23 protein-coding genes are annotated in these 24100 nt (G+C 47.9%); 11 read left to right on the forward strand and 12 right to left on the reverse strand.

Going from position 1 to position 24100, the window contains the following annotated elements; all coding sequences use genetic code 11:
* Positions 1–7: 7 nt before the first annotated feature.
* From CD05_RS0100720 to CD05_RS0100750, 7 genes are all read right to left on the reverse strand, one after another.
* Positions 8–1741, reverse strand: a complete 1734-nt coding sequence (locus CD05_RS0100720) for an ABC transporter ATP-binding protein (protein WP_028508880.1) — start codon at positions 1739–1741, stop codon at positions 8–10.
* Entirely contained in the window at positions 1741–3501 is a 1761-nt protein-coding gene (locus tag CD05_RS0100725; RefSeq protein ID WP_028508881.1) for an ABC transporter ATP-binding protein, read from the reverse strand. The genes CD05_RS0100720 and CD05_RS0100725 overlap by 1 nt, the downstream gene beginning before the upstream one ends.
* A 58-nt stretch (positions 3502–3559) precedes the next feature.
* Positions 3560–4177, reverse strand: a complete 618-nt coding sequence (locus tag CD05_RS0100730; protein WP_028508882.1) for a TetR/AcrR family transcriptional regulator — start codon at positions 4175–4177, stop codon at positions 3560–3562.
* A gap of 33 nt (positions 4178–4210) precedes the next feature.
* Positions 4211–5521 carry a site-specific integrase gene (locus tag CD05_RS16840; protein WP_084262059.1) on the reverse strand — a complete coding sequence of 437 codons (1311 nt, stop codon included), beginning with the start codon at positions 5519–5521 and terminating at the stop codon, positions 4211–4213.
* A 180-nt stretch (positions 5522–5701) separates the two neighbouring features.
* A complete protein-coding gene (locus tag CD05_RS0100740; protein ID WP_028508883.1) occupies positions 5702–6043 on the reverse strand; it encodes a MobC family plasmid mobilization relaxosome protein in 342 nt (113 codons plus the stop codon).
* 237 nt (positions 6044–6280) lie between these two features.
* A complete protein-coding gene (locus tag CD05_RS16845) occupies positions 6281–6568 on the reverse strand; it encodes a helix-turn-helix domain-containing protein (protein WP_037322704.1) in 288 nt (95 codons plus the stop codon).
* On the reverse strand, positions 6546–6752 hold the full coding sequence (locus tag CD05_RS0100750) for a hypothetical protein (protein ID WP_028508841.1): 207 nt from the start codon (positions 6750–6752) through the stop codon (positions 6546–6548). The genes CD05_RS16845 and CD05_RS0100750 overlap by 23 nt, the downstream gene beginning before the upstream one ends.
* A 323-nt stretch (positions 6753–7075) precedes the next feature.
* Between CD05_RS0100750 and CD05_RS19305 the strand changes: the two genes are divergently transcribed.
* From CD05_RS19305 to CD05_RS0100775, 4 genes are all read left to right on the forward strand, one after another.
* The gene (locus tag CD05_RS19305) at positions 7076–8893 is read left to right on the forward strand and encodes a helix-turn-helix transcriptional regulator (RefSeq protein ID WP_028508884.1); all 1818 of its coding nucleotides are present in this window, start codon (positions 7076–7078) and stop codon (positions 8891–8893) included.
* Positions 8894–8968: 75 nt separating this feature from the next.
* A complete protein-coding gene (locus tag CD05_RS0100765; protein WP_028508885.1) occupies positions 8969–9862 on the forward strand; it encodes a hypothetical protein in 894 nt (297 codons plus the stop codon).
* Complete coding sequence (locus CD05_RS0100770) at positions 9855–10712, forward strand: hypothetical protein (protein WP_028508886.1); 858 nt, start codon at positions 9855–9857, stop codon at positions 10710–10712. Before CD05_RS0100765 ends, CD05_RS0100770 begins: the two co-directional genes overlap by 8 nt.
* Before the next feature lie 2 nt (positions 10713–10714).
* Positions 10715–11353, forward strand: coding sequence for an ATP-binding cassette domain-containing protein (locus tag CD05_RS0100775; RefSeq protein WP_028508887.1), 639 nt, complete (start codon positions 10715–10717; stop codon positions 11351–11353).
* 74 nt (positions 11354–11427) lie between these two features.
* Here the strand turns inward: CD05_RS0100775 and CD05_RS16855 are convergent, their stop codons facing one another.
* Entirely contained in the window at positions 11428–12063 is a 636-nt protein-coding gene (locus CD05_RS16855; RefSeq protein WP_084262060.1) for a site-specific integrase, read from the reverse strand.
* 268 nt (positions 12064–12331) lie between these two features.
* Here CD05_RS16855 and CD05_RS0100785 point away from each other — a divergent pair, with 268 nt between their 5' ends.
* The 5 genes from CD05_RS0100785 (at position 12332) to CD05_RS0100815 (ending at position 20398) form a co-directional block, all read left to right on the forward strand.
* Positions 12332–14044: an EAL domain-containing response regulator gene (locus tag CD05_RS0100785; RefSeq protein WP_028508888.1), complete on the forward strand. Its 1713-nt coding sequence runs from the start codon at positions 12332–12334 to the stop codon at positions 14042–14044.
* Positions 14031–14366 (forward strand): Hpt domain-containing protein, encoded by a 336-nt coding sequence (locus CD05_RS0100790; protein WP_037322714.1) that lies wholly within the window; start codon positions 14031–14033, stop codon positions 14364–14366. Before CD05_RS0100785 ends, CD05_RS0100790 begins: the two co-directional genes overlap by 14 nt.
* Before the next feature lie 23 nt (positions 14367–14389).
* On the forward strand, positions 14390–16837 hold the full coding sequence (locus CD05_RS16860; protein ID WP_051588739.1) for a PAS domain-containing hybrid sensor histidine kinase/response regulator: 2448 nt from the start codon (positions 14390–14392) through the stop codon (positions 16835–16837).
* Between the two features lie 13 nt (positions 16838–16850).
* Positions 16851–19637: an amino acid permease gene (locus tag CD05_RS19310; protein ID WP_051588740.1), complete on the forward strand. Its 2787-nt coding sequence runs from the start codon at positions 16851–16853 to the stop codon at positions 19635–19637.
* Between the two features lie 392 nt (positions 19638–20029).
* On the forward strand, positions 20030–20398 hold the full coding sequence (locus tag CD05_RS0100815; RefSeq protein ID WP_028508890.1) for a hypothetical protein: 369 nt from the start codon (positions 20030–20032) through the stop codon (positions 20396–20398).
* A gap of 41 nt (positions 20399–20439) precedes the next feature.
* On the opposite strand, the gene CD05_RS0100820 is transcribed toward CD05_RS0100815, so the two are convergent.
* From CD05_RS0100820 to CD05_RS0100835, 4 genes are all read right to left on the reverse strand, one after another.
* Positions 20440–20730 carry a hypothetical protein gene (locus tag CD05_RS0100820; RefSeq protein ID WP_028508891.1) on the reverse strand — a complete coding sequence of 97 codons (291 nt, stop codon included), beginning with the start codon at positions 20728–20730 and terminating at the stop codon, positions 20440–20442.
* Between the two features lie 501 nt (positions 20731–21231).
* A complete protein-coding gene (locus CD05_RS20475; RefSeq protein ID WP_156947241.1) occupies positions 21232–21393 on the reverse strand; it encodes a hypothetical protein in 162 nt (53 codons plus the stop codon).
* Positions 21390–21998, reverse strand: coding sequence for an NAD(P)H-dependent oxidoreductase (locus CD05_RS19315; RefSeq protein WP_028508892.1), 609 nt, complete (start codon positions 21996–21998; stop codon positions 21390–21392). The genes CD05_RS20475 and CD05_RS19315 overlap by 4 nt, the downstream gene beginning before the upstream one ends.
* A 9-nt stretch (positions 21999–22007) precedes the next feature.
* Positions 22008–22481: an HD domain-containing protein gene (locus tag CD05_RS0100835; RefSeq protein ID WP_028508893.1), complete on the reverse strand. Its 474-nt coding sequence runs from the start codon at positions 22479–22481 to the stop codon at positions 22008–22010.
* Positions 22482–22643: 162 nt separating this feature from the next.
* Between CD05_RS0100835 and CD05_RS0100840 the strand changes: the two genes are divergently transcribed.
* Both CD05_RS0100840 and CD05_RS0100845 read left to right on the forward strand, forming a co-directional pair.
* Positions 22644–23198, forward strand: coding sequence for a hypothetical protein (locus CD05_RS0100840; RefSeq protein ID WP_028508894.1), 555 nt, complete (start codon positions 22644–22646; stop codon positions 23196–23198).
* A 350-nt stretch (positions 23199–23548) separates the two neighbouring features.
* On the forward strand, positions 23549–24034 hold the full coding sequence (locus CD05_RS0100845) for a hypothetical protein (protein ID WP_028508895.1): 486 nt from the start codon (positions 23549–23551) through the stop codon (positions 24032–24034).
* Positions 24035–24100 lie beyond the last annotated feature (66 nt).

Consider the following 24100-nt stretch of genomic DNA (forward strand, 5'->3'; position numbering starts at 1 on the left):
ACATTGATCACAGCTTCCAGCTTGCCGCCTTCTGTCTGTCTGTTACAAATGTACGATAAATACCGTCCTGCTGCATGAGTTCACCGTGCTTGCCCTGCTGTACGATTTTACCGCCGTCAATGACGATGATCCGGTCAGCGTGTTCGACTGTTTTCAGGCGGTGTGCGATCATGATGATCGTCTTTTCTTTGGTCAGCTCCTCGATTGCCTTTGTCAGCTCCGCTTCATTTTCGGGGTCAACATTGGCAGTCGCTTCATCGAGAATGATAATGGGCGAATCCTTCATGATCGCTCTTGCAATAGAAATACGCTGCTTTTCGCCGCCGGAGAGACTTGCGCCGCCCTCACCGATCACGGTTTCATAGCCGTCCGGCAGGCTCATGATAAAGTCATGGCAGCGTGCCTTTTTCGCAGCTTCGATGACCTTTTCCATTGGTGCATCAGGCTCGCCGAAGCGAATATTATTCGCAATGGTGTCCTCAAAGAGATACACCCGCTGGAACACAAAGCTGAAATTCCGCATCAGGCTGTCAAAGCTGTACTCCTTGACATTTTTCCCGCCGAGCAGCACCTCGCCGCTTTTTACATCCCAGAACCGTGCCATAAGACTGGTCAATGTGGTCTTTCCGCCTCCGGACGGGCCGACGATCGCAGTTGTGGTATGCTCAGGAATTTTCAGGTCAACGCCGTCTATGATCGTTCTGTTTTCATACGCAAATGTGATATGTTTCAACTCGATATCGTGGCTTGCCGGCGTGATATCCGCACCTTCAATGTCCATTTCCGGAATGGAGAGAATCTCATTTGCCTGATCAACGCAGATCGAGACGCTTCGGATCAGTGCGGAAAAACCCGCCATCACATCAAGGCTCTCATATATCATAAACGAACTGATCGTCATCATGATACAATAAAGCAGCGACATACTGCCGTTTATATAGAAATACACGGATGCGGCGCACATCAGAACGCCGGTCAGTTTTGTGACGATTTCCTGCAGGGTGATATACGGAATCACAGCATATTCAAGGTGCGTGTCACCGTTTTGCTTTGCCTTGATCGCCGCTTCCAGCTTCTTTGCACGGCTGCTGACAAGATTATAGTTCTTGACCTCTGCAATGCCCTGCACAAACTCAATCACTGCGGCAACAAGCTCTCTGTTTGCTTTCTGCTGCGCAGGTGCGCCCTTGCGGGTGGCTTTCTGCATTGCACCGTTGATGAGCGCATAGATTGCTACACCGGCAGTCAGGAGCAGACCGATTCTCCAATCAAAACAGAACACAAAAGCAGTGATAACAATTGTTGTCAGAATACCCTGAGTTGTCAGCATGACAACTCTCGTTGCCACATCGGAAAGCGCTTCCATTGTGTTTGTGGTCACGCTGGTGATATGTCCGAGACTGTTATCGTTGAAATAGCCCATCGGCAGATAGCGCAGATGCTCTGCAATTTCAATACGCTTGTTCGCACAGGAATGATAGCCGGCTTCAGTCTGGAGCATCGTGGTTTTCAGGTTGATGAAAAGCTGACCGAGTACCGATGCAGCGAGAATTGCAACGGCTAACCATATATTCTTGCTTGTCATATTGCCGTCCAGAATGCCCATGACGATCACGCCGATCGCTGAGATGCGCAGCGCCGCAAAGATCGCCTTGACCGTACCGAGCCCGATCGCCAGATACAGCTTTTTCCGGTCTTCTACATCGCAGAAATCAAAGAATCGTTTCAGTGTTGCAAACATCATGCACCCTCCTTTACAGCCATATGCGTTTCCCACATCTGCCGGTACAGCGGCGAATCTGCGAGCAATTCCTCCTGTGTGCCTGCTGCTTCAACATTACCGTTATTGATCAGAATGATCTGATCGGCGGATGCAATCGTGGACAGCCTGTGTGCGATCACAAGCAGCGTTTTGCCCTGTACCAGTTTCGCAACAGAAGACTGTACCAGCGCTTCATTTTCGGGATCGGTGTATGCAGTCGCTTCATCGAGAATGATGACCGGTGCATTTTTCAGCATAGCACGGGCTATGGAAATGCGCTGCCGTTCGCCGCCGGAAAGATGTCCGCCTGCACCGCCGACAACCGTCTGATAGCCGTGTTCGAGCTGCATGATGAAATCGTGGCAGCCGCAGGCTTTCGCTGCATTCATGACATCTTCATCGGTTGCATTCGGGTCGCCCATACGGATATTGTCCATGATCGTTTCGTCAAACAGATAGTTATCCTGCGAAACATAGGCGATATTTCTGTTATACTGTTCCAGTGGGATATTGCGTATATCCACACCGCCGAAGGAAATACTTCCGCTGTTCACATCCCAGAAGGATGCAATCAGCTTTGCAATCGTCGATTTGCCCGAACCGGACGGCCCGACCAGCGCATTGACCGTTCCCTGCCGGATATTCAGGTTGATGCCGTGCAGGATCTCCTCATCTTTGTAGCCGAAATGCACATCATGCAGCACAATATCCGTACCGTGCGGCTTTTCGGTCAGCTTCTCGGGACGGATCAGCTCGTCACGCTCCAGGATCTCCGTCGCTTCGCCGATGATCGTTCCCATTTTCGCAATGCCATCCCAGTAAGAAGCGATCGTCATCACAGGCGAAACCAGACCGAGGGAGAGAATGATTAGCATCAGCAGATCAGCGCCCGAAACTGAACCGTTCATGTAAAACAGCGCACCGAACGGCAACAGCCCAAGCAGAAAATATGGCATGATCAGCAGAGAAATATTCTGCCAGAGATTGCAGCGGCGCATCCAGTCGATGAAGCAGTCCGCACCTTCTTTTGCCGCAATGACGAATTTTTCATAGGAAGTTTTTGCCTTGCCGAACGCCTTGATGACCTCAATGCCGTTGATGTATTCGACAGCGGTATCATTCAGCTTTTTCGTTTTGACAACCGTATTTTCATAGCTTTCCTGACTGCCGACCATCATCAGCATGAAAAACGCTGCACCGACCGGCACGCAGATCAGCGAGATCAGCGTCAGCTTCCAGTTGATCGTCATCATGTAAATGATGAGTGCGACCGGAACGAATGCAGAGGACAGCACCTCCGGAATGATGTGTGCCAGCGTGGTTTCAATGGAATCCACCCGCTCACAGATGATGTTTTTATAGGTACCGCTGGACTGTGACAGCACCGAACCGAGTGGCAGCTTTGACAGCTTTTCTGTAAGCTGGCGACGGATATTGGCAAGCACCTCAAAGGTCGCTGCGTGAGAAAGTGTTGTAGAAATTGCATGGCAGATACGGCACAGTAGCCAGAACACTGCCATTTTGATGATGCTTGCAGTCAGCATTGACATATCCTTATCCAGTGTGCCTGCGTGCATCTCCAGCAGCTTGCCCACAATATCCGCCATATACAGATACGGCATCAGCCCGAACACGACCTTGCACATTGCCAGAATGACGCTCATTACGTAATTTGGCTTCTTCTGCCCTGCGAATGCGATCACCCAACTGATCGCAGAGCGTTTCTTTGTTTCTTCCATCAAAACTCCTCCTTTATGTATTAGCAATCGCTAACCCTATCCCAAAAGATAAACGGCATTAAATGCCGAGTATCTTTTTCCAGCCTGCCGAAAAGAACGCATCCAGCGTTTCCGCATAGTGCATCGCTTCCTCGCGGCTGAAATCGTGGATTACTGCCTCGAACAGTGCCGAGACATTCGCCGTCACCAGCATATGAAATTCCTGCTGTGAGAGCTCGTTGACGGTCATGTTATACTGCTTCATGCGCTCAAAATAGTCAAGCGTCGAGCGTTCCTCCAGCAGCGCCATATCGTGAACAAAGCTCTCAAATCTGGTTCCCTGCGAACGGCAGATCAGCAGCTTGAATGCTTCAAAGTGATCATAGATGAAGCACATCAGCCACTTGGTCTCGCTTTCGCTCTCATTCCAGAGCTGCTGCACATCCCCGCATTTCATGACCTCGTAGCCCTGTTCAACAAACGCCTGATAATTAGCCATTAACTCGTCGATCGTCGGTTCTACAAGTGCTGCAAACATTTTTTCTTTGTTCGGAAAATGGCGGTACAGTGCGCCGACCGTCAGCCCGACCCCAGATGCGATCCTACGCATAGATGCGCTCTCAAAGCCGTATTCCATAAATTCTCTGACTGCGGCGGATATGATTTTTTCGTGCGCTTCGGTTTTATCTCTCGGCATAAGCATACCCCCTTCATCGTTAATGAACACCGTTCACATATATAGAATATCACAATTCAGGTGGCTTGTCAAGATGCGTAAACAATGTTTACTAACATAGCACAAAATCGTTATGAACCGGATCAAGGATATCGGCATTAATAACAAATAGCACCGCCTTCCAAGTTGATCTCTGAAAGCGGTGCTTTTGTATATGACTGTTTTAGTACTTTTATCGGTATGTACTGCTACTGGTATAGTGTTACTATTTGGAACGGGGATAGTTGTACTTATGGCAGAGTGGCCTAAAGCACTCGATACCGTCGCAACATCTATGCCCTCGTTGATGAGAGCAGAAGCATAAAAATGACGCAGGGAGTGAATATCCCGGAACGGAAAATCATTTTTCTTGCAGAACTTCCGCAGCCAGTTGTAGGTCGTATTGTTGTGCATCGGGTGACCGTCAGCGGTAACGAACAGCCTGTCGCATTCAAACCACTTTGTGCCGAGCTTTTGCCTTTCGTTGTCCTGCTCCGTCTTGTGCTCCTTCAGAATATCAAGCACAAGCTGCGGCAGCTTCATAGACCTCTGTGAGCTTTTTGTCTTGGTTGTGTCGGTATAAATGCCCGTCTTTACGGTATAGTTTGATGTCCTCCGCACGCTTACAACACCGCTTTCAAAATCAATGTCCTTCCACTCCAAGCCCATTAACTCGCCCCGGCGAAAGCCCGTATAGACCGCCAGCGTGAAGAACGTGCGGTACTTTAGCGGTGCGTCCTCTAAAAGTGTAAAAAGCTGTTCGATCTCCTCGATCGAATAGATCTCCTTTTCTTTCTTGCCGCCTTTCGGAACATAGACCTTCCTGCAAGGATTGTCGGACACGATGTCCATTCTTACCGCATAGCTAAATACGTCCGAGATAAAGCTCAAATGATGCACAGCGGTCTTGCGTGATAGCGGCTTGCCTGTCTGCATATTTTTGCCGTTGAGCACAAGTTCGTTGATGAATTGCTGTATCTGCCGACCCGTTATTCTGTCGAGTCGCAGATGTCCGAACGCAGGATAAACTCGTTGAGTGACTTGCCGCATTCTTTCAAATGACGACTTCCGCAAGTTCAACCTTGCATATTCCTCAAACCATTGTTCCGCAAATTCCTCAAACTTAACATTTGCTGTGACTTGCCCTCTAAGACACTTTTCCTCAAATAAGATTGCCTGTTTCTGTACTTCCTTTTCTGCCTGCTTGGGTGTCATGCCTTCCGGCGGTTTCCAACTCATAGTCTGCACGACTTGCTCACCGTTCAGCTTGTACCCGCACGATACCCTGATCTGATATGTATTTCCTCTTTTTCTTATGTTTGCCATGTCTGATCCCTCCCATGGTTGTCCGTCAGGACAAACATTGATCAGTACCCTTGACATCTCTGTAATTATCATTATACACCATTTCACGTTGTAAAGCAATAAAGCGAATTGAAAACTTTTTATTACAAAGATGTCGGGCCTGAATCCTTTTGTTCTGTTTCTTTTTAATACAATAATATCCTACACATCATTCCATTCGCAATTGCAAATGAATTTAGTGAGGATATAACTTAGCTCGTCCTGAGATGCTTTTATCTTTTGCATATCCTCCGCATAAATGCTGTTCGTTTCGTTAGCCTTGCGGGCAATCTGATTTATATTATTGGAAATTGTCCGCATACCGTTTATCAGCGGAGCTATTCCTTTCAGATCAAATGTCTTGACGCTGCCCGTCAGAGCGATATGCCTTAGATATGTGCCTGTTTTCATTCCGCAGGCCGCTGCCCTGCGTTCGACCTTTGCCCAATCTTCAAGCGAAAAATCAATCTCCTTGCGGTGGACTTGTTTGTATTTTCTTGCCATTTTAGTTCTCCTTTCAATTAGTAATTATTCTTAGACGCTCCTCGAATGAGGGGCTATTTGTTTAGGGTAAGGGTTCCCTTAACAGCAAAATCGGAGAGGGTGACGCTCCGATTTGGAGGAAAGAGTCAAGGAATACGGCTCTTTCTATACTTGCTAGTATAATGTGAAATATACTTTTATAATAATCACATTTACACGAATTATCTCTGCTTGCTCAATAGGGCTATCAATTCTTTGTCAGCCTATTTCACCCGGATATTTGAGCAGGCTCGACTTATACACAAGTATCTTCCCACGCTCGCCTGCACCGCTGCGCATATATGCGACCTCGCCACGTTTCACAAGCTGCCTGACTGTATGCTCCGAAAGTCCGGGGATAAGTGCTGCACACTCCTTGATTGTCAACAGTTCTGGCATTAAAGGCTTGTTCTCGACCTTTGCAGGTGCAACATCTTCGACCGGTATCATCTGCCGCAGCAGCTCTGCCACCTGCAAAATAAGCTCATTCTTTTCGTTCAGTTTCAAATGATCTCTCCTTACGTTTTGCGATCTCCTCAATTTTCATCAGCATCTCAAGCTGACGGTCCTCGCTAAGCTCAAAACGCAGCCAACGCACAAGTGTCTGCTCGGAAACACCGAGCTCGTGAGCAAGCTCCCAGTGTCGGACACCCCTCGTTTTGAGTTCATCTCTAATGATTTTGTTTGCCATGTTTCATCTCTCCTTTGTTTTTCTATTGAGGGCTAATGACGATAATGCTGCCCTCTGTTAATAATAATAGCATGAAAAATATGTCTGTGCCGTATGTTCCATAATCCGAAAAAATTTCTTTTTGGAGCAACAAAATTTCATATATGAAATGATGATAATGACTGCTTTGCAATATCAATAAAATGCTGCTTTGGCATCAGCTGTACGATTTTTAGTATAGTTAAGCGCAATGTCACAACTGTCCGAAAAATGTCACCGATATTTCCGTAAAGTGTGGTATAATGTAAACAGAAGAGTTACACCATACCGACAGGAGGGATACTATGAAAACTACTATGGGCGAAAAGATCAAAGATCTGCGTGTGGAGCGTCACATGACCACAAAGCAGCTTGCACAGGCAACGGGCATATCAGAGGCGGTCATCAACGGTCTGGAGAATGACAACGGACGTGATGTCGGGTACAGCCGTATCGTTGAGCTTGCTAAGTTTTTCGACGTGCCGACGGATTTTCTGCTGGGCTTTACCGAGAGCCGTATAACGAAGAATATTGAACTTAAACAGCTTGGTCTGACCGACAAGGCTATTGAGGTGCTGCTTGTCAAGCATCAGGATAACGAGCTTGTGAGCAAGCTGATCGAGCACACCGAGTTTGTTAGTTTGATAAACGCTATTGATATTTATGTCCGTCAGCTTGCCGCAAAGTCGATCAACACAATAAATAACCTCACTGCGGTGGTGCAGCGAGGTGTGGAGAATTATACGGCAGCAGGCCAGCCCGAAGGCTATGACGATGCGATGAAGTATATAAACGAGACTAAGGTCGATGAGGACGAGTTCCTGCGGTATCGCATAACCGAGCGTTTCAATCAGATACTGCGTGACTTGCACAGCGAGTTTAATGCCGATGAGCAGATGCCGTCCGTCATCACCGATGCGAATGAGATGTCGGTTAATATGATCAACCTCTTGGATATGGTGAAAAAGAGAGAGGTGGAGATTGAAACTCCTATCTGCACCCTTGACCGTGAAAACATCACAGCTTTGATAAACGAACAGAAAAATCTGACCGCTGCGGACAGTATGATAATAAACATTCCGGAGCGTGCAGCGGTACTTGAATTTACGACACGCACTCCCATGATACCCGACTGGCCGCAGGATTACAGCGGGTTAAAAATAGCATTTGATGAGATGTTTGCCTACTGGTTTCCGGACAAAAAGCCCGACGAGGACTGCCTTTATTATGTTGGCAAGGATTCCCGTGAAAGATGGGATGATGAGGGTCAGCAGACCGAATTCCTGCGTAAGGTCAAGGACAGCAGCAAAGCACTTGACAGCAGCGAGGGCGGCTCAATATACTTGGAATATGACGAGGGAAAAGGCAAAGACGATAAAAGCGGCTGCCTTGAATTCAATTTTGGCCCTGACCCGGAGCTTGCAGGCGTAGGCACACTTGACCGCCGCAGCTTTGAGCGTGGGCGTGAAAAGGCTATTGAGCTGCTTCCTCCTGACAGCGAAAAACGGTTCAAGCTTGCGGATAAGGAAGTGTCAGTTGCCGAGGCAGTTCGCTTTTTTGAGGACAGTATAAGCTCTGCACCATACCCCAAAAAGCCGAACTGCGCATTGAGGGTCGCAGCAGTCGAGGTCTTTGAAGACAACGGTTCCTATGGTTTTTCGATGCGCTGCTCCAAGGACATCGGCGGTATTCTTACAGAGTTTTTCTATGGAGAAGGCAGCTTCTACGGTGAAAGAAAATATGATACCATTATCCCAAGCTTCGGCTATATGCTCCGCAGTGACGAGATAGAAATGCTCCAAAGCTGCATACCAAGCATAATAATCGAGGACGCTGCAAGCTACGACCGCATCAGCCCATTTGAGGACGCTGTAAAGCGGATAAGCTCGGAGCTTACAGATGAAGTCACCTTCGAGGTGCAGCGTGCAGAGCTTTGCTATTGTCAGCAGCCCATAAAGAATGAGCAGGGCTTCTTGGACATTAACGGCTATCCTGCAAGAGTGCTGCCTGTATGGAAGCTGACATTATTTAACCCGAATGACTTGAACACCTATCTCTGCTACGTTTCAGCAGACGGACAAGAGTTCAGCTACTGGGTGAAGAAGGGAGTTTCAAATGAATAAAAAGATAAATGCGCTTGCGGTCGCTGGTGAGTTTTCATATCTATATTACCTCAGCGAACAAGGAGAGGCAGAACAATGATCTTTATTAAGACCACCATTATCAACCTCCGAAAGACCGTAACGGGCTACGGCTTTTGGGTATGCGCAGGCTTCACGGTGATACTCTGTTTCTCAGCAAACATTTACACCGATGTGATAAAAAATGACCGCTACTCTGTGTTTTCTTCCTTACGGACATTTGACAGAGAGTTTATGCTGACTGATACTTCATTCTGTTCATTCAATGTGATCCAGCGCTCTGTCAGCGGTTGGCTTTCGCTGTTTATCCCGATAATTGCAGCCTTTGCATTTATCCCGCTGGTCTGCGACGAGTACGAGGCGAAGTCGGTGCGGTTTGAGATATTCAGAGCTGGCAAAAGGAGCTTCCACCTTTCCCGTTTTCTGACTGCTCTTGTCTGCGGCGGGCTGGCTGTTACAATAGGATTTGCTGTGTTCTCGGTACTTGCGTTCCTGCTGTTTCCAGGTATCGGGGAATACGATCCTATGAAGCGTGAGATGCTGCTTGAAAGCCTCAGCTGCACATTTCCGGAGATAAAAAACAGTCTCGTACTGCCGATGCTGAAAACCCTTGGGGTGGTATTTCTATACGGTGCAGTCTCGGCGGTACCGGCAATTACTCTGACGGCAGTTATCAGAAACAAATATCTTGTGCTGTGTATTCCGTTCTTCCTGAAATATGCGGTGGGGCAGACCTGCATAAAAATGCAGTCACAGGCAGTGGCGGACTACGAGCATACAGATAAAGGTATGATGAAGCTTGCCGGCATCGTCAACCCTGACAGTCTTGCTTATCTGCCGCAAATGGGAGAGCTTAAAGCCGCTGTTCTGTTATACATCGGAGGGCTTGTGCTGGCAGCTCTTGCAGTTTTCATTATCATACAGTCAAGGAGGTCGGACAGCGGTGAATAGAGCAAGATGTATCATTTCAGTGGCGAGGACGGAATACCTCCGCTGGGTGACCGATCCACGAGTCATTATCGTGGGAGTGCTGCTTACTTTTATGCGTACCCTTGCAGTTGAGCCGCTGCTTGAACGTGCGGCTAAGTTCGGCGGCAGACTGAATATATTAGAGCCCTTTGCAGCTGTGGGAAACTCTGGAATGCTTGTTATGCTGATGCCCTGCGTGTTCCTTATCCTCATCAGCGACTACCCGAAAATGACAGGCAGTTCTCTGTTTTTCGTTAAGCGCACAGGCAAGACCAATTGGTTCATCGGTCAGCTTTTGTTCCTGATGGCAGCAATTATCACCTTTCTAATGGTTGTAGTCCTCGGCAGCATTCTCGTTTCGGGAGGAACTATCGGAACAGAGTGGAGCGATACTGTCACCAAGTATGAAGCACGTTTCCCGAATGAAGCCGGCAGCTTTACCTCTCAGCTTCTGCCTTCAAATCTATACAATCAAATTCCGCTTCCTCTCGCAGTTTTGCAGACACTTGCGCTTATGACGATGTATCTGTTCATGCTGTCGCTTATCATCTATTTCTTCAAGCTGATACATATTCAGTCCTTCGGGCTGTTTGCGGCTGTTTTTATAGTTGCGGCAGGAGTCATGACCTGTTCGCTGAAAAGCCCCTCAATGTGGGCTTTTCCAATGGCTAACACTATCGTATGGCTTCACTATGACGAGATACTCAGCAGACGGGTCTTTCCGGTGTGGTGCTCCTACGCTTATTTCTGTGCAGCGATAGCCATCGGACTTGCAGTAAACATAACAGCAGTCAGGCGGCTGCAATTTTACAATATAGAACTGGTGGAATGAATATGGACATAATAACAGTAAAAGATCTTGACCTGACACTTGGAAAGACCGAGATACTAAAGCGCATCAACGTCAGCTTTGAAGAAGGCAAGATACACGGTCTTATCGGCAGAAACGGCAGCGGCAAGACTATGCTTATGAAGTGCATCTGCGGATTTGTCAAGCCGACTCACGGCGAGGTCATCGTGGACGGCAAGCGTGTCGGAAAGGACGTTGACTTTCCGAAGGACATGGGGATAATCATTGAAACGCCGGGGTTTATCCCATACTATTCCGGGTACAAGAATCTGAAGCTGCTGGCAGGCCTCAACAACCGCATCGGCAAAGAACAGGTGCGGGCTTCGATGAAGCAGGTCGGTCTCGATCCCGATCTGCGGCGCCACGTCCGCAAGTATTCTTTAGGTATGCGTCAGCGCCTTGGACTGGCACAGGCGATAATGGAAAACCCGAAGATACTTATTCTTGACGAGCCTTTCAACGGCCTCGACAAAGAGGGTGTTGCGGAGATGCGGGAGTATCTTCTATCATACAAAGAGCAGGGCAAAACGATACTGATCTGCTCGCACTCGGCTGAGGATATTTCTGTGCTGTGCGAAACGGTGCATGAGATGGATAAGGGGGTTATTGAGAAGATATCATAAAAACAGCCTCGGTACTCGAAAGAGTATCGGGGCTGCTGCTTTGCAGGGGAATATGTTGTTTTATACTTGTGATTTTATAAAGATGTTTTCATATGGTTGATATGACGCAAGGAGTGAATATCCCGGAACGGAAAATCATTTTTCTTGCAGAACTTCCGCAGCCAGTTGTAGGTCGTATTGTTGTGCATCGGGTGTCCGTCAGCCGTGACGAACAGCCTGTCGCATTCAAACCACTTTGTGCCGAGCTTTATGCGCTCGCTGTCCTGCTCCGCTTTGTGCTCTTTCAGAATATCAAGTACAAGCTGTGGCAGCTTCATTGAACGCTGTGAGCTTTTTGTCTTGGTGGTGTCGGTGTAAATGCCCGTCTTTACGGTGTAATTTGATGTGCGTCTGACGCTTACAATACCGCTTTCAAAATCAATGTCCTTCCACTCCAAGCCCATTAACTCGCCCCGACGAAAGCCCGTATAGACCGCCAGCGTGAAAAACGTGCGGTACTTTAGCGGTGCGTTCTCCAAGAGCTTGAAAAGCTGCTCGATCTCCTCGATTGAATAGATCTCCTTTTCTTTCTTGCCGCCTTTCGGAACATAGACCTTTCTGCAAGGGTTGTCGGACACGATGTCCATTCGCACAGCGTAGCTGAAAACGTCCGAAATAAAGGTCAGATGATGTATCGCTGTTTCCCTCGACAGCGGCTTTCCTGTCTGCATATTTTTGCCGTTCAGAACGAGATCGTTGATGAAAAGAAATGAAATAAGGCGGTTCTTCGGAGCCGCCTTATTTCTCCCAAAACATTAACAAAAGTAATGGGGTGGGTTGTATGTTTAGTAATTTTTCTTAATTTATTGACTTTTTTTGACTTTTGTGGTATTATTATTATGAGTAGTTATATACTCTGATAACATTGCAGATGTGTTGCCGAACGAACATGAATGCAGTTTGTACTTTATTGGAATAATGTTTAAGGAGTGAGCTCATATGCAGGAACTGTTGGAACGCAAGAAAGGACTTCGCAGAAGCATACTTATCGTTGACGACGATTACATCGCAAGAGAGATACTTGGTACTATGCTCAAAGATATGTACGAGGTATGCTATGCCGAAAACGGTGCGGTGGCTCTCGACATCATAAGAAGGGACAAGCTGAAGCTCTCGCTCGTGATACTTGATCTGCACATGCCTGAAATGGATGGGTACAGTCTTTTGAAGCTGCTCCGTGCCGACAATGAGCTCAGACGTATCCCTGTGATAGTGCTGACCTCGGAAAAGGGCGCAGAGGTCGAAAGTCTGAAGATCGGAGCCGCAGATTTCATTGCTAAACCCTTTGATATGCCCGAGGTCATCTGTGCGAGAGTCGGTCATTCCATAGAACTTGCGGAGGACAGCGTTATTATCCATGAAACAGAGCGAGACGAGCTGACGGGACTTTTCCATAAGGAGTTTTTCTTTCAATACGGCAAAAGGCTTGACGAGCTGAATAATAATATGCCGATGGACGCAATCATAGTGGATATAAACCGTTTCCATGTGGTGAATGAGCTTTACGGCAGAGGCTACGGTAACTCGGTACTGAAAACGATTGGTGAAAGTCTCCATGAGCTTGTCAGCAGGACAGGCGGACTTGCCTGCCGCCGCGACAACGATCAGTTTTGCATTTACCTTCCTCACAGCGATGATATTCGGGACAAGCTGCCGCTGTACATCAAAATGATAGACGAGCGTATAAACGACAGCAATATAAGCCTGCGGTTCGGTGTATATTCCGACGACGGCAGCGAAAATGGTATGGAGCACCGCTTCGACTGTGCTTGGCTTGCCTGCCGCAAGCTCAGAAACAGCTATGTATCCTGCTTTGAATTCTATAACGATGAACAGCACAGCAAAGAGCTTTACGCCGAGCGACTCATAAACGATATGGACAAGGCACTGTCTGAAAAGCAGTTTAAGGTCTATTATCAGCCGAAGTATTCGATAACGGGCGATAAGCCGCGGCTTTCGAGCGCAGAAGCCCTCATAAGGTGGTTTCACCCCGAATTCGGAATGGTCAGCCCCGGACAGTTCATCTCGCTTTTTGAGGAGAACGGACTGATACAAAAGATTGACCGCTTTGTCTGGAATGAAGCGGCGGAGCAGATAAGACAGTGGAAGGATAAATACGGGATCAATATTCCCGTGTCTGTCAATGTGTCAAGAGTTGATGTTTTCAATTCGCACCTTGTAAGCATTCTTGAAAATATAACAGAGCTGAACGGGCTTGATAATTCAAGGCTCCTTTTAGAGATCACGGAATCCGCCTATACCGACGATTCCGAACAGATCATCGAAACAGTGAAAAAACTTCGCAGGCGCGGATTCAGGATAGAGATGGACGATTTCGGCAGCGGTTATTCCTCACTGAATATGCTGACCTCTCTGCCGATAGATGCCCTTAAACTGGATATGAAGTTTATCAGGGGGATATGCGAAAATCAGAAAAAAGCACGGCTTGTCGGCATCATGATCGACATTGCAAGACTTCTTCAAGTTCCCGTCATCGCAGAGGGCGTTGAGACCAAGGAGCAGATGGAGATGCTGAAAAATCTCGGCTGCGACATCATTCAGGGCTATTATTTCTCAAAGCCCCTGCCGCCCGAGGAATTCGGTGCGCTTATCGAAAAAGAGATAAAGGAGAATGACTATGCTTACAATTGATAAACTTAAGGACTACGGCGCGGACGTTGACGAGGGGCTTGCACGCTGCATGAATATGGAGGATTTCTATATCACCCTTGTTGGAAAGGTGCTTGAAGATAACAGACTTCCTCTGCTTGAGCGGCAAATCAGTGAAAAAAAACTTGATGCAGCGTTTGAAACTGCTCACGCACTGAAAGGTATGTACGCAAATCTGTCACTCACCCCGCTGACAAAGCCTGTCAGCGAAATTACAGAATTGCTGCGCAGCAGGACGGATACGGATTATTCCGCACTTTTGGCAGAGGCAAAGGCGCAGTTTGAGGCGCTTTGCAGTTTATGACTCGAAAGGAGGATTGATGCCGTGTGTTCGGCAGGCATTTTGAACTGAATGAACAGACCATGCATATCGTGCAGGAGATCGGACGGCATATGCCCGGCGGCTTCTTCATCTACAAAAGCAGCGGGAACGAGGAGCTGCTCTATGCCAATGCAGCAGTCCTGAGAATCTTCGGCTGCGGGAGCCTTGATGAATTCAAGGCACTGACCGGCTTTACATTCAAGGGAATGCTTCACCCCAACGATTATGAAAAGACCGCACAATCTATCAATGAACAGATTTCTTCAAGCGATGAGAATTTTGATTATGTTGAATACCGCATTATCCGGAAGGACGGCGCTGTCCGCTGGGTGGACGATTACGGACATTATACCGACACCGAAGCCTACGGCGGTATTTATTACGTCTTTATTTCGGATATTACCGATAAGATCATTGCGGAACAGGCACAGCGCGATCAGCGTGATAAAATGATCACTGCGCTTGCTTCCGATTACCGGAGCGTATTTCATGTCGATCTGGACAAAGATATCGCCGTCTGCTACCGTGCCGACCCGACAGACAAGGAGCAGCCCCGTGAGGGCGAGCCGTTCCGTTATTTCGATTGCTTCAAACAATATGCTAAAGATGCGGTGGACGAGAGCTACCGCGAAGGCTTTCTGCGCTTCATCGAGCCGGACAATGTCCGCAAGGCACTGTCGGAAAAGGTCATCATCGCATACCGCTATCTTGTTCACAGAGACGGCGAGGATTACTATGAGATGATCCGTATGGCGGGCGTGCGGCACGCAGCCGACAGAGATGATCATATCGTCCATGCGATCGGACTGGGGCTTACCAATATCGACAGCGAAGTCCGTGAGGCAATGGCAAAGAATCAGGCTTTGAGCGAAGCCCTTGCCGCCGCCGAGGAAGCGAACAAGGCGAAAACGGTATTCCTCTCCAATATGAGCCACGAGATACGCACACCCATGAACGCAATAATAGGACTTGACAGCCTTGCGCTGAGAAACGAGAGTCTTGACCCCGAAACAAGGGAGTATTTAGAAAAGATCGGCGGCAGCGCACGGCATCTGCTGGGGCTCATCAACGATATCCTCGACATGAGCCGCATCGAATCCGGCAGAATGGTGCTGCGCAAGGAGGAGTTCTCCTTCCGTTCCATGCTCGAACAGATCAATACAATGGTCATGACGCAGTGCAGTGAAAAGGGACTGAAATACGAGTGCAGGGTGATCGGCGGCGTTTCGGATTTCTATATCGGCGACGATATGAAGCTCAAGCAGGTGCTTATCAATATCCTTTCCAATGCGATCAAGTTCACAGATCCTCCGGGTGAAGTATATCTGACAGTGGAACGAACGGCGGTCTTTGAGGATCAGTCTACGCTGCGCTTCGTTATCAAGGACACAGGTATAGGTATGGACGCATCATTCATTCCCAAGGTGTTTGACACCTTTACGCAGGAGGATTCCAGCCGCAACAACAAATACGGCAGCACCGGGTTAGGTATGGCGATCACAAAGAGCATCGTTGATATAATGAACGGCACGATCTCCGTGACCTCCGAAAAGGGCGTGGGTACGGAATTTACCGTGGCCGTTACGCTGAAAAACAGTGAGCATAACAACTCCGAGGACTTCTTCATTGATATAAAGGATATGCGTGTCCTTGTTGTTGATGATGAGGAGGTTGCCGCGGAGCACGCCCGTATCGTACTGGATGAAGCGGGCATCATGGCAGATACCTGCCTGAGCGGAACGGAAGCGCTGCATATGCTGGAGATACAGCATCTCAAGCAGCAGCCGTACAATCTTGTTTTGCTCGACTGGAAAATGCCCAACATGGACGGCATAGAGTGTGCAAAGGAGATACGCAAGCTGTACAGCAGCGAAACAACGATCATCATTCTCACCTCGTTCAACTGGGACGAGATCATGGACGAGGCTCTGCATATCGGCGTGGACAGCTTCCTTGCGAAGCCGCTGTTCGCTTCAAATGTGATCGGAGAATTCGAGCGTATCACCCGAAAGAACAATATGGCGATGTTCCGCAAAAAGCAGCGTGCCGAGCTCGCGGGCAGGCGCATCCTGCTTGCCGAAGATGTTTTCATCAATGCCGAAATCATGAAAAAGCTGCTTGAGATCAAAGAAGCAAAGATCGACCATGCAGAAAACGGACGAATCGCAGTGAATATATTCGCAAAAAGTGAAAAGGGCTATTACGATGCGGTACTTATGGACGTGCGTATGCCCGAAATGGACGGGCTTGAAGCCACGGAGACGATCCGTGCGCTGGACAGACCCGATGCAAAAAACATTCCGATTATCGCGATGACCGCCAACGCCTTTGATGAGGACGTACAGCGTTCCTTGCAAGTCGGTATGAACGCACATCTTTCCAAGCCTGTTGATCCGGAGCGCCTGTATCAGACATTGGAGGAGCTGATCTGGGAAGCTGACCAGCGCAAATAACGGAGGCGCAGATATGGAAACTCAACAAAACACATCGCAGCCTCCCCGCTATCTCTCCGTGCTGGATGTATGGGCAATGGCGTTCGGCTGTATGGTCGGCTGGGGAACATTCGTTATGCCCGGAACGACCTTTCTCCCTGTAGCAGGTCCGGCGGGGACGGTCATCGCTATGGTGATCGGGATATGTATCATGCTTGTGATCGGCTGCAACCTTGCCTTTTTCATGAATCGAAGCACGAGGGCAGGCGGTGTCTATTCCTATACAAAGAAAGCATTCGGGCGTGACCACGCTTTTTTAAGCTCATGGTTCCTCTGCCTTTCATACCTGACGATTGTGTTCCTGAACGGCACGGCGCTGTTCATCGTGATGCGGACGCTGTCCGGCGATCTGACGCAGAGGGGGGTTCATTATCACGTTTTGGGAAATACGATCTATATCGGAGAGATACTGCTCTCCGTGGCGGCACTTGCGGGAGTGGGTCTGCTGTTTATCTTCGCAAGGAAGATACTGCACAGGATCAACACACTGCTGGCGCTTGTTCTGATAGGCGGGATCATCGTTGTCACGGCTTTCTGCATTCCCCATATGTCCATGGATGTTTTAAGAACCTTCGGCTCGCAGAATGACAATACCGCCTATGGGATATTCAGTATCGCTTTCCTTGCACCGTGGGCGTTTGTTGGATTTGAAGTCGTTACCTTCGACACCTCTGTATTCAGGTTCAGGGTAAAAAAGACAAAGTGGATAATCTTTACCGCTATCATCGTCGGCGGTCTTGCATATATTGCGATGGCTATCGTCGGTGTTACTGTTGTCCCCGACGGCTACGCAAACTGGGGCGAATATATTGCGGCACTTGATGAGCTTTCGGGCGTGGAAGCAGTTCCCACATTCTATGCCGCAAAGGCGATAATTGGACAGGCGGGACTTGTCATTATTGGGATCACGGCACTTGCCGCTGTGCTGACGGGCATTATCGGCGGCTACCGCGCTTCTATCCGTATCCTCACTACAATGGCGGAAGACAAGATACTTTCCGAGCGCTTTTCCAAGATAAGCAACAGCATTATGTTTATTATGCTGATTTCCGTTTCGCTGGCACTGTTCGGCAGGAATACGCTCAACTGGTTCGTTGACCTGACCTCCTTCGGTGCTATCGTCGGCTTCGGCTATACCTCTGCGGCAGCCTTTAAGCTGGCAAAAACCGAGAACAACAGGCACATTGAAATGACAGGCGCAGTCGGCACGGCGATCTCTGTGCTGTTCGTTATCGTTCAGCTCGTACCGAGACTTACTGCTATGGAAGCTATGGGCGGGCAGGCATTTCTGCTGCTGTCCTTCTGGTGTCTGGTGGGCTTCGTGTTCTACTGGCGCACCGTTACGAAGGGCAGTCTGACCGAATACAGCGGTATGTCCGCTTCGGGCGTGGTGCTGTTCGCGCTGATCGTGTACTCGGCTTTTATGTGGCTCGCAAAACTGATAGCCGCAAAGGAGAGCATAGATGAGGTGCGCTCTGCGCTCGTATATGGAGGTATCGTTCTATTGACCGTTATTTTCATCGGACTTGTGGTCATGCTCCATGTGCAGAATCTTGTCCGCAAAAAGCACGAGGCTTCCGAGCGTGAGAAGATAAGGGCAATGGAGAGCGACCTTGCAAGGAGTCAGTTTCTCTTTAATATGTCCCACGACATACGCACACCGATGAACGCGATCGTCGGCTATACCGAGCTTGCTATGAAACTGCCCGCTTCTGATGAGCTGCACGATTACCTTGTCAAGATCGAACGCTCCAATCACCAGCTTTTGACGCTGATCAACGATATTCTCGAAATGAGCCGTATCGAAAGCGGTAACATAGAGCTTGAATATGCGCCGACTGACCTGACACGCATTTTTGCAGGGATAGACGAGCTTTTTTACGAACAGATGAAGCAAAAGGGACAGGAGTTTGCGGTGCATTTCTCGCAGATAAAAGATCGCTTCGTATGGTGCGATGAAAAGAACCTTACCCGCGTGATCGTAAGTCTCCTCAGTAACGCACATAAATTCACGCCGGAGGGAGGCAGCGTTTCTGCTTCGGTTTCGGAAACAGGCAGCGAGGACGGCTACGGCGCTTACGAGATACGAGTCCGCGACAACGGTATCGGTATGTCAAAGGAATTTGCAGATAAAATGTTCACTCCATTTGAACGTGAACGCACTTCTACAGCCAGCGGTGTTGAGGGAACAGGTCTTGGCTTGCCAATCTCAAAGAGCATAATCGACCTCATGGGCGGTACAATTGATGTGTATACTGCTCCCGGTAATGGCACAGAGATCGTGCTTTTGCTGAAATTCCGTCTTGCCGACGAAAGCGAGCTGCCCCAGAACGATCCACAGGAGAAACAGGAAAAAAAGGTGGACTTTTCGACAAAGCGCCTGTTGATAGTTGAGGACAACCCGGTCAACATGGAGATCGCCAAGATGATACTGAAACAAGCAGGCTTTACAGTGGAAACTGCCGAAAACGGACAAATCGGGCTTGATATGGTGAAGGCTTCGCCAGACGGTTATTATGATGCCGTACTCATGGACATTCAGATGCCTGTGATGGACGGACTTACCGCCGCAAGAAGCATCCGATCGCTTGAAAATCCAGTGCACGCCAATATTCCCATTCTTGCAATCACGGCAAATGCTTTCAAAGAGGACGAGGAAAAAGCGAAGGAAGCCGGAATGCAGGCGCATATTGCAAAGCCGATCGACGTGGACAAGCTGCTCGTCACTTTGGCAAAGGTGTTGTCGGAGCATGAAAAATGAGGAAAACAATGTCTACATAGAGCATTCTCAGAACAATATGCAAGCAGGACTCGGTGCTCAAACAAGCGGATAAACCGATATGATATGTTTGATTTTCTGAAATGTCTGATTCTTTTAGAAAATAGCAATGCTTTATCAAATGACCGTAGTCTATTGGCGCACCTATAAACTGTCCCACACAAGTCCAAATCAGCATTTTGGAGCATACCATATTCTACACATACCCTATTGAAACTGAACACTAACCGCAAGCTCTCGGAAACGCCCTGCAAGCGTTTCTGAGGGCTTTCTTTTTCAGGCGGTTAAGTTTTCCGCCCCGCAGGGGTGGAGGGTGCTGTGGGACTTCTCCGTTCCGCTGACGGGCATTGTCAAGCAGAGGTCGGCTCGGTGATATGGATACAGTAACGATGAAAGCATCATTATCGTATATCAGACTAAACAGAGAAACTCTGAATGATATGACCTTAATTTTATCCCTCCTTGAAATAGGGAAAAGATCGGTATTTATGGGCGCTGTGTATGCAATGGCTTATGATGATGTTATCCCGACAGAACAAGAAATTATTACTGTTTTGGATATATTTGAAAAAAGAAATGTATATGATGATCCATACACCTATGATGCTCAACCGATCATCTCATCAATGTATAAATGGCGAAATGAGATAATTGCTCCGTTTTTAGAACACTATAAACAATACCCTCAGTATGCACATTTTATTGAAAACACTTTTGCAGGAAAGAAAAGTTGCATAGAATAAGCTCGGCAAGGCAAGAAGAACCACTCTCCCTGCCATTATTTTTATTCAAGCTGACCTTTCTTTCTCTTGACAGCCTGTTCGTTCTGTAAGTAGCGATTTATGGTCTTTTGACTGTCACGCTTCTTCTGTGCAAGCCTTGAAAGCCTGTCCGCTTCTTTCTTCAGGGCTTTCTTCAGCTCGTCCTGCAAGTCTTTTATTTTGGGAATGATACCGTCGGGAAACAGTTCTTTCAGCTTTTTACGGCACTCATGATACTGGTCGAGTTCGTAACGGCAGTTCTCTCCGTATTTTTTCTTCGCCTTGCCCTCCAGAGAAGGCTCTGTATCTGGCAACGCATGAGATCGCTAAGAAATGGACTATGCCGCTGCGAAAATGGGGGACAAAGTCCTGGGCGAGCTGGAGACCATGTACCCCGACAGGCTCGGCTGAGCCGCCGGATATCAGCCTGATTCCATTCTGCTGCGCTCCATTTCAGCAGGCTGATATTCAAAGGATCTTGACAAATTACAGTATTCGTTGTATACTTTAAGGCAACACCGCACAAAGACCGCCTGACGGCTTTGTACGCATCTTACTTGCAGCTTTTCCGTCATATCGCCCAAATCCACCTTGAAATACGGTAGTATTCCTGCGGCGGATCTGGGTGATCTGACGAAAAATCTGACTGCGTGATCTGCGCACAATCTTCGTGCGGTATTGCCTTAAAAAATCGGAGCGGCTTTTTTTCAAGCCGCTCCCATGCATCGTTTTATCACAATTTTTGTATTTACAGAGATCGTTTCGCAGAGCCACACAGAACCAATATGGTATCTGATGTATTTTCCTCTGTGCTTTTATATGCTGAACAGCCCTTTCCCCAACTCATACGCTGCTTTTAGATTGCTTTCCCAGTTGATGTCTCTCAGCTCGTTTTCCCGTGAGGTGTTGTCAAACACCACAAACTCCGATCGCTTTACACGGTCAGACAGCCTGTCGCCGAGCATGACTCTTTTCATGCTGTCAAGTAACCCTGACTGCTCAAGCCCTTCTTTTGAATTTCCGGCAGAGCAGATGACCAGACCTTTTTCAAGGGCAACACCGCACAACCATTGTACGTCAGACACGCAGTCAAATTTTTCGTCAGATTGGCTAAATTTGCCGCAGGAATACTAACGTATTTCAAGGTAAATTTGGGTAATATGACGGAAAATTTGCAAGTGGATGGCGTGCAAAGGTATCCGCCGTTGGTTGTGCGGTGTTGCCCAAGAGTTTTCATCGTCCTGTCGCCGTATGCAAAGCCGTAGCTCCACACCCTGTCAAACCAGCCCACCAGCTTTGCAGGCGCATCAGACCAGAACACAGGGTAGATGAAAACTATCGCATCTGATGAGTTTATCTTCTGATGCTCTGCGAGAACGTCTTTCGCTATGTCGGGCGTGTTTTTGTAATAGGCATCTCTTAGGTATTCTTCCTCTGTCATGTCTGTCTTAAAGCCCATTTTGTACAGATCTGATATCTCATATTCGTTCCCGGAATCGAGGATCCCCCCGATAAACTCATCACGGATATGCCTTGTAAATGAATCCTCTGACGGGTGGCAGTAAACTATAAATGCTTTCATATTCTCTCCTTATTCCTTGCTCTCTAACCCAAACTCGGCGCATAGCTTGTCAAAGCGTGCCTGCTCTTTTTCCTTGATAGACTTTGACAGATCGTTCATGCAGTGATGTATAACGTCGGCATCTTTCAGCACCTCGTCCATAGGGCTGTCGGTCACGAGCTTGTCATCATGGTGATAAATTGCAGAGCATATCATATCAGTTTCCGCATCAGTTGTAAGACCGAGCTCTGTAAGTATCTCCCTTGCAAGCTCTGCGCCCTTGTGTGCGTGGTCGTCATACGAGCCCGTCTTGTATGCGTGCAGGTCGTGAAGCATCGCCGCCATAGATGCAAGCTCTGTATCAAGCCCACGCTTTTTTGCTATCATCGTAGCCGCAAGTGATACGCCGTACAGGTGCGCAATTGCACTTGTGCGCTTGTCGGCATCTTCCATTTTGTCAAGCTCTGCGTTAACTATCTTGCGAAGCTCTTTTAATCTGCTCATAAGTTTCTTCCTTTCTGTTTCCGGTGGTGTTTCATATCTTATTATCTTATATTATATCACAGGCAGGGTATAAAGTCAATTTGTAACGCCGGTTGAAAAGCCTCACAAAGCGTGGTATAATAGGGGAGAAGAACATGACCGTGATATGTGGAGGTGGATCTGATGCGGCTTGATGAAAAATGGATAAGAGAGCATCTTCCGGAAGATGTTCGTGATGAAGACCTGGATGTGTTTTCCGGCTTGTATCTTGACGGGCTTAAGGTGATGTCATATGGAGAACGAGGGGACCCTGATACTGTCCATTATGATGCGAAAGACGAGGAAGACTTAAGGTGGTGGCAGCTTGAAAGTATCTGCCATTCTGTTGGGAAAGCTGACAATACAAAGACCTGGCGCTGGTACAGAGACCACGCCGAAAACGGCCGCTGGCTGTATATCGAGCATAAGACTTATGACTACAATGCGATAGAGGATTCAAGACTTCCCGGCTTTGAGAGTTTCCTGCGCAACCTGAAATACGGCTTTCCTGCTAAGGAGTGGGAAAAGAGAGTGCAGGAGTATGTCGCACTGATGAATTACTGGTATGTCACACCCCACTGGGATTACGATAGGGAGAAGCTATGCTTTATCGAGATAAGCGATTCTAAAGAGCACGATGAACACGCCAACATCATCGAAGAACCAAGACCGGGCTCTGTCATAAAGATCGTTGACTGACAGGTGATTATCTGTCTTGCAGGCCTTTTGCTGTGTTTACAGACATGGCGAGGCATACGGCAGCCCGGTTTGCCGGGTTTGTTTTAGGCAACACCGCACAAAGACCGCCTGACGGCTTTGTACGCATCTTACTTGCAGCTTTTCCGTCATATTACACATTTTTTCCTTGAAATACGGTAGTATTCCTTCGGAAAATCTGTGCAATCTGACGAAAAAGCTGACTGCGCAATTTGCGCACAATCTTCGTGCGGTGTTGCCTTTATTTAAAACCTAGCTGTCCAAAAAAATGCATTGACAAATCATGAAACTATGGTATAATGCAGATAAGGATACAGGCAGGGGGTGTTTTTATGAATGACGGCAGCAAGAATTCATCTGACGGATATATGCAGTATAAGCTGTCCTCGGAGCAGACAGGCGGTCATACTCGCAGGAATGGCTCCGGGTCGGTTTGGCTCAGAATAATTGCAGGAATGCTTATTTTGTATATCATAGTTACACTTGTGGATATATTCACGCCAAAATGCGCTCACCCCGGCTGTGACAACGAGCCTTCAGGCAACAGTGATTATTGCGCCCTTCATAGCCATTACTCTGCGCATAGTGTCAACAGCTACACACCAAGGACAACCACTACCACACGCTATACCACCGCAAAAACAACAACATACAAAAAGCGGACAACAAAGAAGACCACCAAAACCACCACAAAAAAGAGTGCCGATCCATATGATGTCTATGATTATGATGATCCTGATGATTTTTACTTTGACAACTATGAGGATTTCTATGATTACGAGGACGCAGAGGATTATTTTTACGAGAATAGGTATTAAGGCAACACCGCACAAAGACCGCCTGAAGGCTTTGTACGGTGTTGCCTTAAAAAACAGATAACAGAC

The sequence above is a fragment of the Ruminococcus sp. NK3A76 genome (assembly GCF_000686125.1).
In the GTDB taxonomy this organism is placed as follows: domain Bacteria; phylum Bacillota; class Clostridia; order Oscillospirales; family Ruminococcaceae; genus NK3A76.

Excerpts from the sequence above, each read along its gene's own strand:
- CD05_RS0100720 (WP_028508880.1), bottom strand. The coding sequence starts at position 1,741 with ATGTTTGCAACACTGAAACGATTCTTTGATTTCTGCGATGTAGAAGAC.
- CD05_RS0100725 (WP_028508881.1), bottom strand. The coding sequence starts at position 3,501 with ATGGAAGAAACAAAGAAACGCTCTGCGATCAGTTGGGTGATCGCATTC.
- CD05_RS0100730 (WP_028508882.1), bottom strand. The coding sequence starts at position 4,177 with ATGCCGAGAGATAAAACCGAAGCGCACGAAAAAATCATATCCGCCGCA.
- CD05_RS16840 (WP_084262059.1), bottom strand. The coding sequence starts at position 5,521 with ATGGCAAACATAAGAAAAAGAGGAAATACATATCAGATCAGGGTATCG.
- CD05_RS0100740 (WP_028508883.1), bottom strand. The coding sequence starts at position 6,043 with ATGGCAAGAAAATACAAACAAGTCCACCGCAAGGAGATTGATTTTTCG.
- CD05_RS0100750 (WP_028508841.1), bottom strand. The coding sequence starts at position 6,752 with ATGGCAAACAAAATCATTAGAGATGAACTCAAAACGAGGGGTGTCCGA.
- CD05_RS19305 (WP_028508884.1), top strand. The coding sequence starts at position 7,076 with ATGAAAACTACTATGGGCGAAAAGATCAAAGATCTGCGTGTGGAGCGT.
- CD05_RS0100765 (WP_028508885.1), top strand. The coding sequence starts at position 8,969 with ATGATCTTTATTAAGACCACCATTATCAACCTCCGAAAGACCGTAACG.
- CD05_RS0100775 (WP_028508887.1), top strand. The coding sequence starts at position 10,715 with ATGGACATAATAACAGTAAAAGATCTTGACCTGACACTTGGAAAGACC.
- CD05_RS16855 (WP_084262060.1), bottom strand. The coding sequence starts at position 12,063 with ATGCAGACAGGAAAGCCGCTGTCGAGGGAAACAGCGATACATCATCTG.
- CD05_RS0100785 (WP_028508888.1), top strand. The coding sequence starts at position 12,332 with ATGCAGGAACTGTTGGAACGCAAGAAAGGACTTCGCAGAAGCATACTT.
- CD05_RS0100790 (WP_037322714.1), top strand. The coding sequence starts at position 14,031 with ATGCTTACAATTGATAAACTTAAGGACTACGGCGCGGACGTTGACGAG.
- CD05_RS19310 (WP_051588740.1), top strand. The coding sequence starts at position 16,851 with ATGGAAACTCAACAAAACACATCGCAGCCTCCCCGCTATCTCTCCGTG.
- CD05_RS0100815 (WP_028508890.1), top strand. The coding sequence starts at position 20,030 with ATGGATACAGTAACGATGAAAGCATCATTATCGTATATCAGACTAAAC.
- CD05_RS20475 (WP_156947241.1), bottom strand. The coding sequence starts at position 21,393 with ATGAAAAGAGTCATGCTCGGCGACAGGCTGTCTGACCGTGTAAAGCGA.
- CD05_RS19315 (WP_028508892.1), bottom strand. The coding sequence starts at position 21,998 with ATGAAAGCATTTATAGTTTACTGCCACCCGTCAGAGGATTCATTTACA.
- CD05_RS0100835 (WP_028508893.1), bottom strand. The coding sequence starts at position 22,481 with ATGAGCAGATTAAAAGAGCTTCGCAAGATAGTTAACGCAGAGCTTGAC.
- CD05_RS0100840 (WP_028508894.1), top strand. The coding sequence starts at position 22,644 with ATGCGGCTTGATGAAAAATGGATAAGAGAGCATCTTCCGGAAGATGTT.
- CD05_RS0100845 (WP_028508895.1), top strand. The coding sequence starts at position 23,549 with ATGAATGACGGCAGCAAGAATTCATCTGACGGATATATGCAGTATAAG.